The sequence below is a fragment of the Streptomyces sp. SID11385 genome (genome assembly GCF_010548245.1).
Classification (GTDB): Bacteria; Actinomycetota; Actinomycetes; order Streptomycetales; family Streptomycetaceae; genus Streptomyces.
In genome coordinates, this window is record NZ_JAAGLR010000899.1 from 1 (window position 1) to 5,634 (window position 5,634).

Below are 5,634 nucleotides of genomic sequence, written 5' to 3' on the forward strand. Positions count from 1 at the left end.
CGTGGAGTTCGCCGAGCACCGGGCGCACGTGACGCAGGACGGGCTCCTCGGCGAGCACGGCCGCGGCGAGGCCGAGCAGGCGCGGGCCCGGGCGGTAGCTGCCGCCCTCGGCGGCCTCGGCGAAGCCGGCGGCGGCGAGCGAGCGCAACAGCCGGTGCACGGTGGGCTTCGTGAGCCCCGTACGCCGGGACAGCTCGGCGAGCCGGTGCGGCGCGCCCGTCGCGACGAGTGCCGACAGCACCTCCATCGCCTTGTCCACCGGACCCGGAGCGGTCCTGTCCGCCGGCCCCGCGGCAAGTCCCGTACCTGGCGAAACATCGGGGGCCGCGAGGGCCGCCGCCTGCGAACGACTGTTGACCGTTTTCCCCATGGGGTTTAGCTTACCCGCACTGCATTCCATCTGCCGGAACGGGTGTGTTGCTCAATGGAACGAATACCTCGGGGTGCGTCACACGGGCCGCGCCCGTCGCGCCGCACCGTGCTGCGCTACGGCGGCGCGGCCGTGCCCGCACTGGCCGCGACCGGGCTCCTCACCGGCTGCGGCACCGAGCCCGCCACGCACGCGGGCAACGTCCTGCGCGTCTCCCAGACCGGCGACCCGAAGACCATGGACCCGCAGAAACAGGGCGACATGGTCTCGATGAACGTCCTCGTCAACGTCTTCGACACGCTCACCGTCCGGGGCCGCGACAACAAGCTGAAGCCCGGCCTCGCGCTCACCTGGAAGGCCGTCTCGCCGAAGGTGTGGCGCTTCTCGCTGCGCCCCGGCGTCCGCTTCCACAACGGCGAGGCGTGCGACGCGAAAGCGGTCAAGTTCAGTCTCGACCGGCTCCTCGACCCCGCCACCAAGTCCCCCATCGTGGAACTGCGGTACGTCGACGGGGTCACCGTCGTGGACCCCCACACCGTGGACGTCCACACCTCCGTGCACGACCCGATCCTCCCGGACAAGGTCTCGCTCTTCGGCGGCGTCGTCGTCCCGCCCCGCTACCTCGCGAAGGTCGGCGACGACGGCTTCGCCAACCACCCCGTGGGCACCGGCCCGTTCACGTTCGCCCACTGGCAGCGCGACCACGAACTGCGCCTGCGCGCCTTCCCCCACCACTGGCGCGGGCGCCCCGGACCGGACGAGGTCGTCTTCACCCCCGCGCCCAACGCCTCCTCGGCGCTCGCCGCGCTCCAGAGCGGCGAGGTGGACCTCGTCAGCGGCCTCACCCCCGACGCCGCCCAGCAACTCGACGGCTACCCGGGCGTCCACCTCGACCACCACACCGGCATCCGCACCTCCTACCTCTCGCTCGACACCCTCAGCGACGGACCGCTGCGCGACCGCCGGGTGCGCCAGGCCCTCAACCACGCCGTCGACGTGCCGCTGCTCATCAAGGCCGTGCTCGGCGGCAAGGCCCAGGAGGTGCCCGCGATGATCCCGCGCGGCGCCTTCGGCTTCGACGACGCGATCACCCCGTACACCCGCTCCGTCGGCCGCGCGAAGGACCTCCTCGCCGAGGCCGGGCACCCGCACGGCTTCCACACCACCCTCACCGCCTCCAACGTCGACGCCAACGTCGCCGAAGCCCTCTCCGGACTCCTCGCCCGCGCCGGGGTGCACGCCAAGGTCAACCTCCTGGACCCCGGCACCTACGCGCAGCGCCTCACCTCCGACAACCACGGCGCCCTCGGCCCTCTCTACCTCGCCGCCTCCACCGTGTGGACCCTCGACGGCGAGAGCATGCTCCAGTCCAACGTCCGCTCCGACCGCCGTCAGAGCCGCTGGCACGACAAGCGCGCCGACGCCCTCGTGGACTCCGAGGAACTCTCCGTCGAACCGGCCACGCGCCGCCGCGCGTTCAGCAGCCTCCAGGAACTCGTCAAGACGGAGGCGCCCTTCGTGTCCCTGTACCAGATCGACAACATCTACGCCCGCAACGACCGCCCCCACTGGACCCCCGGCGCCGCCGGAGTCCTCGACATGGCGAGCGCGGAGGTCACCCGATGAGCGCCACGCTCGCCCCCACCCCGGCACCCGCGACCGTCAAACGGCCGGGCCGCTCCGGGCACGTCCTGCGCACCCTCGCCGTCCGCGTCGGCACCGCGCTCCTCGTCCTGCTCTGCACCGCGACCGTCGCCTTCTTCCTCGTCAGGCTCTCCGGAGACCCCGTCAAGGTCCTCCTGCCGCCCGACGCGACCGCCCAGCAGGAACACGTCCTGCGGCACAGCCTCGGCCTCGACCGCCCCCTGCTCACGCAGTACCTCGACTACCTGTGGGGCCTGCCGCGCCTCGACTTCGGCGACTCGCTCTTCTACAACCAGCCGGTGCGCACGGTGCTCGCCGACCGCATCCCCGCGACCCTTCTCCTCGCGGCGGGCGCCCTCGTCGTCACCCTCGTCATCGCCCTGCCCGCCGGGACCATCGCCGCGATGCGCCGGGGCCGCGCCACCGACCGCACCGTCATGACCGGCGTCCTCCTCGGCCAGTCCACGCCGCCCTTCTGGGTCGGCATCCTCCTGGTCCTCGTCTTCGCCGTCGGCCTGCACGCCCTGCCCGCCTCCGGGTACGGAAGCTTCGCGCACCTCGTGCTGCCCTCGGTGACACTCGCCGTCTACTCCGTCGCCGTCGTCGCCAGGCTGCTGCGCTCCTCGCTCGTCGACGTCCTCGCCTCCGACCACATCCGCACCGCCCGCGCGCGCGGCCTCGGCCCCGTACGGACCGTCCTCACGCACGGGCTGCGCAACGCCTCGCTGCCCGTCGTCACCGTCGTCGGCCTGGAGGTCGGCAGTCTCCTCGGCGGCGCCATCCTCACCGAACAGGTCTTCTCCTGGCCCGGCGTCGGGCGCCTCACCGTCGAGGCCATCTCCAACCGTGACTTCCCCCTCGTCCAGGCCACGATCCTGCTCTTCGCGGCGACCTTCGTCGTCGTCAACCTCCTCGTCGACCTCTCCTACAGCCTCCTCGACCCGAGGGTGAGGACCCGCGCATGACCACGACCACCGCACCCCCCGCGGCCGAGCCCGCCGCCCCGCCCGCGCCCGCGAGCACCCGCGCGGCGGCCGTACGCTCCCTGCTCCGCAACAAGCTCGCCGTCGCCGCCCTCGCCTTCCTCCTCCTCGTCCTCGTCTGCGCCGTCTTCGCCCCGCTCATCGCGCCGGCCGACCCCAACGCGCAGGACCTCCTGGCGCGCCTCAAGCCGCCCGCCTGGCAGCACGGCGGCAGCTCCGCGCACCTCCTCGGCACCGACCAGCTCGGCCGCGACCTGCTCTCCCGCGTCATCTACGGCACGCGCGTCTCGCTCATGGTCGGCGCCGGCGCCGCCCTCCTCGCCGGAGTCCTCGGCACCCTCGCCGGGCTCGCCGCCGGGTACTTCGGCGGCTGGACCGACCGCCTCCTCATGCGCCTCGCCGACGTCCAGCTCGCCTTCCCCGCGATCCTCCTCGCCCTCGCGGTCGTCGGCTTCGTCGGCTCCGGGCTCTGGTACGTGATCCTCGTCCTCGGCATCACGGGCTGGGTCTCCTACGCCCGCGTGGTGCGCTCCGAGGTGCTGTCCCTGCGCACCCGCGACTTCGTCACCGAGGCGCACGCGATCGGCGTACGGCACCCCGCGATCATGCGCCGCCACCTCCTGCCCAACGTCATGGCACCCCTCGCGACCATCGGCACGCTGCACATCGCCGCCGCCATCGTCGCCGAGGCGTCCCTGAGCTACCTCGGCCTCGGCGTCCCCAAGGAGACCGTGACCTGGGGCGCGATGCTCGCCGACGGACAGCTCTACCTCGGCACCTCCTGGTGGGTCGCCGTCTTCCCCGGCATCGCCCTCATGCTCACCTCACTCGCCGTCAACATCACCGGCGACGCCCTGCGCGACGTCGCGGACCCGAAGGCCTACCGCCGATGACAGAGCAAGCGACCCCGAAGACGCCCGGCACGCCGGCCGCCGCGCCCGTCCTCCAGATCCAGGACCTCCACGTCGACTTCCGCCTGGAGTCCCACACCGTCCACGCCGTCCGCGGGGTGAACTTCGCCGTCCACGCGGGCGAGACCCTCGCCGTCGTCGGCGAGTCCGGCAGCGGCAAGTCCGCCACCGCGCTCGCCGCCCTGCGCCTCAACCCCGAACCGCCCTGCGTCTACCCGCGCGGCGAAGTCCTCCTCGACGGCGCCGACATCCTGCACCGCCCCGAACGCGCCCTGCGCCGCCTGCGCGGCAGCGACATCTCCATGGTCTTCCAGGACCCCATGACGAGCCTCGACCCGCTCCAGCGCTGCGGCCACCAGGTGAGCGAGGTCCTGCGCCTGCACGGCGGCCACAGCCGCCAGGAGGCCCGCGCCGCGGCGCTCGAAGCCCTCGCCGACGTCGGCATCCCCGACCCCGAGCGCCGCTACCGCCAGTACCCCCACGAACTCTCCGGCGGCCTGCGCCAGCGCGTCATGATCGCCTCCGCGCTCGTCGCCCGCCCCCGCGTCCTCATCGCCGACGAACCCACCACCGCGCTCGACGTCACGGTGCAGCGCCAGATCCTCGACCTTCTCACGGACCTGCGGGAACGCCACGGCATGGCCGTCGTCCTCATCACGCACGACCTCGGCGTCGTCGCCGAGACCGCCGACCGCGTCGTCGTCATGCGCCACGGCGAGGTCGTCGAGAGCGGCGGCGTCGAGCAGGTCTTCGCCCGCCCCGCCCACCCGTACACCCGCGCCCTCCTCGACGCGACGCCCCGACTGGAGCCCGCCGCATGACCGCCACCCCGCTCCTCGAAATGCGCGGCCTGCGCAAGGAGTTCCCCGGGCGCCCGCCGAGCGTCGCCGTCGACGGCGTCGACCTCACGGTGTACGAGGGCGAGACCCTCGCCCTCGTCGGCGAATCGGGCTGCGGCAAGACGACGCTGACCCGGCTCCTCCTGCGCCTCACCGAACCCACCGCGGGCACCGTCCACTTCGACGGGACCGACCTGCACGGCCTCGACCACGCCGCGCTGCGCCGCTTCCGCCGCCAGCTCCAGGTTGTCCTCCAGGACCCGTACTCCAGCATGAACCCGCGGCTGCGCGTCGCCGACATCGTCGCCGAACCCCTCGTCACGCACGACCCCGCCTACCGCGGCAGGGGCGGCCGGGCCCGGCGCCGCGCCCGCGTCGCCGAACTCCTCGACGCGGTGGGACTCGACGCCGGCGTCCTCGACCGCTACCCGCACGAGTTCTCCGGCGGCCAGCGCCAGCGCGTCTCCATCGCCCGCGCCCTCGCCCTCGAACCCCGCCTCGTCGTCCTCGACGAGCCCACCAGCGCCCTCGACGTCTCGGTGCAGGCCCGCGTCCTCGACCTCCTCGCCGAGCTGCAACAGCGCCTCGGCCTCACGTACCTCTTCGTCTCGCACAACCTCGCGGTCGTCCGGCAGATCTCCGACCGCGTCGCCGTCATGCGCGCGGGCCGCATCGTCGAGACCGGCACGGCCGCCGAGGTTTTCGCCCACCCCGCCCACGACTACACCCGCACCCTCCTCGACGCGGTCCCGGTGCCCGACCCCCGCCGTCGCCGCCGGAGCGCCGCATGAGCGCGCACGCCACGGCGGGGGTACGGGCGCGTCGCACGGCCACGGCGGGGGTACGGGCGCGGCGCACGGCCTCGGTGGTACGGGACCGCGCGGCCC

General features: G+C 73.5%; 6 protein-coding genes. 5 read left to right on the forward strand and 1 reads right to left on the reverse strand.

Annotation, left to right across the window (positions count from 1 at the left end; genetic code table 11):
- The coding region (locus G3I42_RS27380; protein WP_203607415.1) for a helix-turn-helix domain-containing protein at positions 1-247 on the reverse strand (247 nt) is incomplete at its 3' end.
- Positions 248-424: 177 nt separating this feature from the next.
- Here G3I42_RS27380 and G3I42_RS27385 point away from each other — a divergent pair.
- Genes G3I42_RS27385 through G3I42_RS27405 form a run of 5 tightly spaced genes read left to right on the forward strand, consistent with a single transcriptional unit; the run spans position 425 to position 5,538 of the window.
- Positions 425-1,996, forward strand: coding sequence for an ABC transporter substrate-binding protein (locus tag G3I42_RS27385; RefSeq protein ID WP_164290314.1), 1,572 nt, complete (start codon positions 425-427; stop codon positions 1,994-1,996).
- Positions 1,993-2,979, forward strand: coding sequence for an ABC transporter permease (locus G3I42_RS27390; RefSeq protein WP_164290315.1), 987 nt, complete (start codon positions 1,993-1,995; stop codon positions 2,977-2,979). The genes G3I42_RS27385 and G3I42_RS27390 overlap by 4 nt, the downstream gene beginning before the upstream one ends.
- Positions 2,976-3,890 carry an ABC transporter permease gene (locus G3I42_RS27395; RefSeq protein ID WP_129286823.1) on the forward strand — a complete coding sequence of 305 codons (915 nt, stop codon included), beginning with the start codon at positions 2,976-2,978 and terminating at the stop codon, positions 3,888-3,890. The genes G3I42_RS27390 and G3I42_RS27395 overlap by 4 nt, the downstream gene beginning before the upstream one ends.
- Positions 3,887-4,729, forward strand: coding sequence for an ABC transporter ATP-binding protein (locus G3I42_RS27400; protein WP_164290317.1), 843 nt, complete (start codon positions 3,887-3,889; stop codon positions 4,727-4,729). The genes G3I42_RS27395 and G3I42_RS27400 overlap by 4 nt, the downstream gene beginning before the upstream one ends.
- On the forward strand, positions 4,726-5,538 hold the full coding sequence (locus G3I42_RS27405; protein WP_164290319.1) for an ATP-binding cassette domain-containing protein: 813 nt from the start codon (positions 4,726-4,728) through the stop codon (positions 5,536-5,538). Before G3I42_RS27400 ends, G3I42_RS27405 begins: the two co-directional genes overlap by 4 nt.
- The last annotated feature ends 96 nt before the right edge of the window (positions 5,539-5,634 follow it).

Bases quoted from the DNA above. Each gene is read 5' to 3' on its own strand.
- G3I42_RS27390 (WP_164290315.1), top strand. From the start codon at position 1,993: ATGAGCGCCACGCTCGCCCCCACCCCGGCACCCGCGACCGTCAAACGG.
- G3I42_RS27405 (WP_164290319.1), top strand. From the start codon at position 4,726: ATGACCGCCACCCCGCTCCTCGAAATGCGCGGCCTGCGCAAGGAGTTC.
- G3I42_RS27395 (WP_129286823.1), top strand. From the start codon at position 2,976: ATGACCACGACCACCGCACCCCCCGCGGCCGAGCCCGCCGCCCCGCCC.
- G3I42_RS27385 (WP_164290314.1), top strand. From the start codon at position 425: ATGGAACGAATACCTCGGGGTGCGTCACACGGGCCGCGCCCGTCGCGC.
- G3I42_RS27400 (WP_164290317.1), top strand. From the start codon at position 3,887: ATGACAGAGCAAGCGACCCCGAAGACGCCCGGCACGCCGGCCGCCGCG.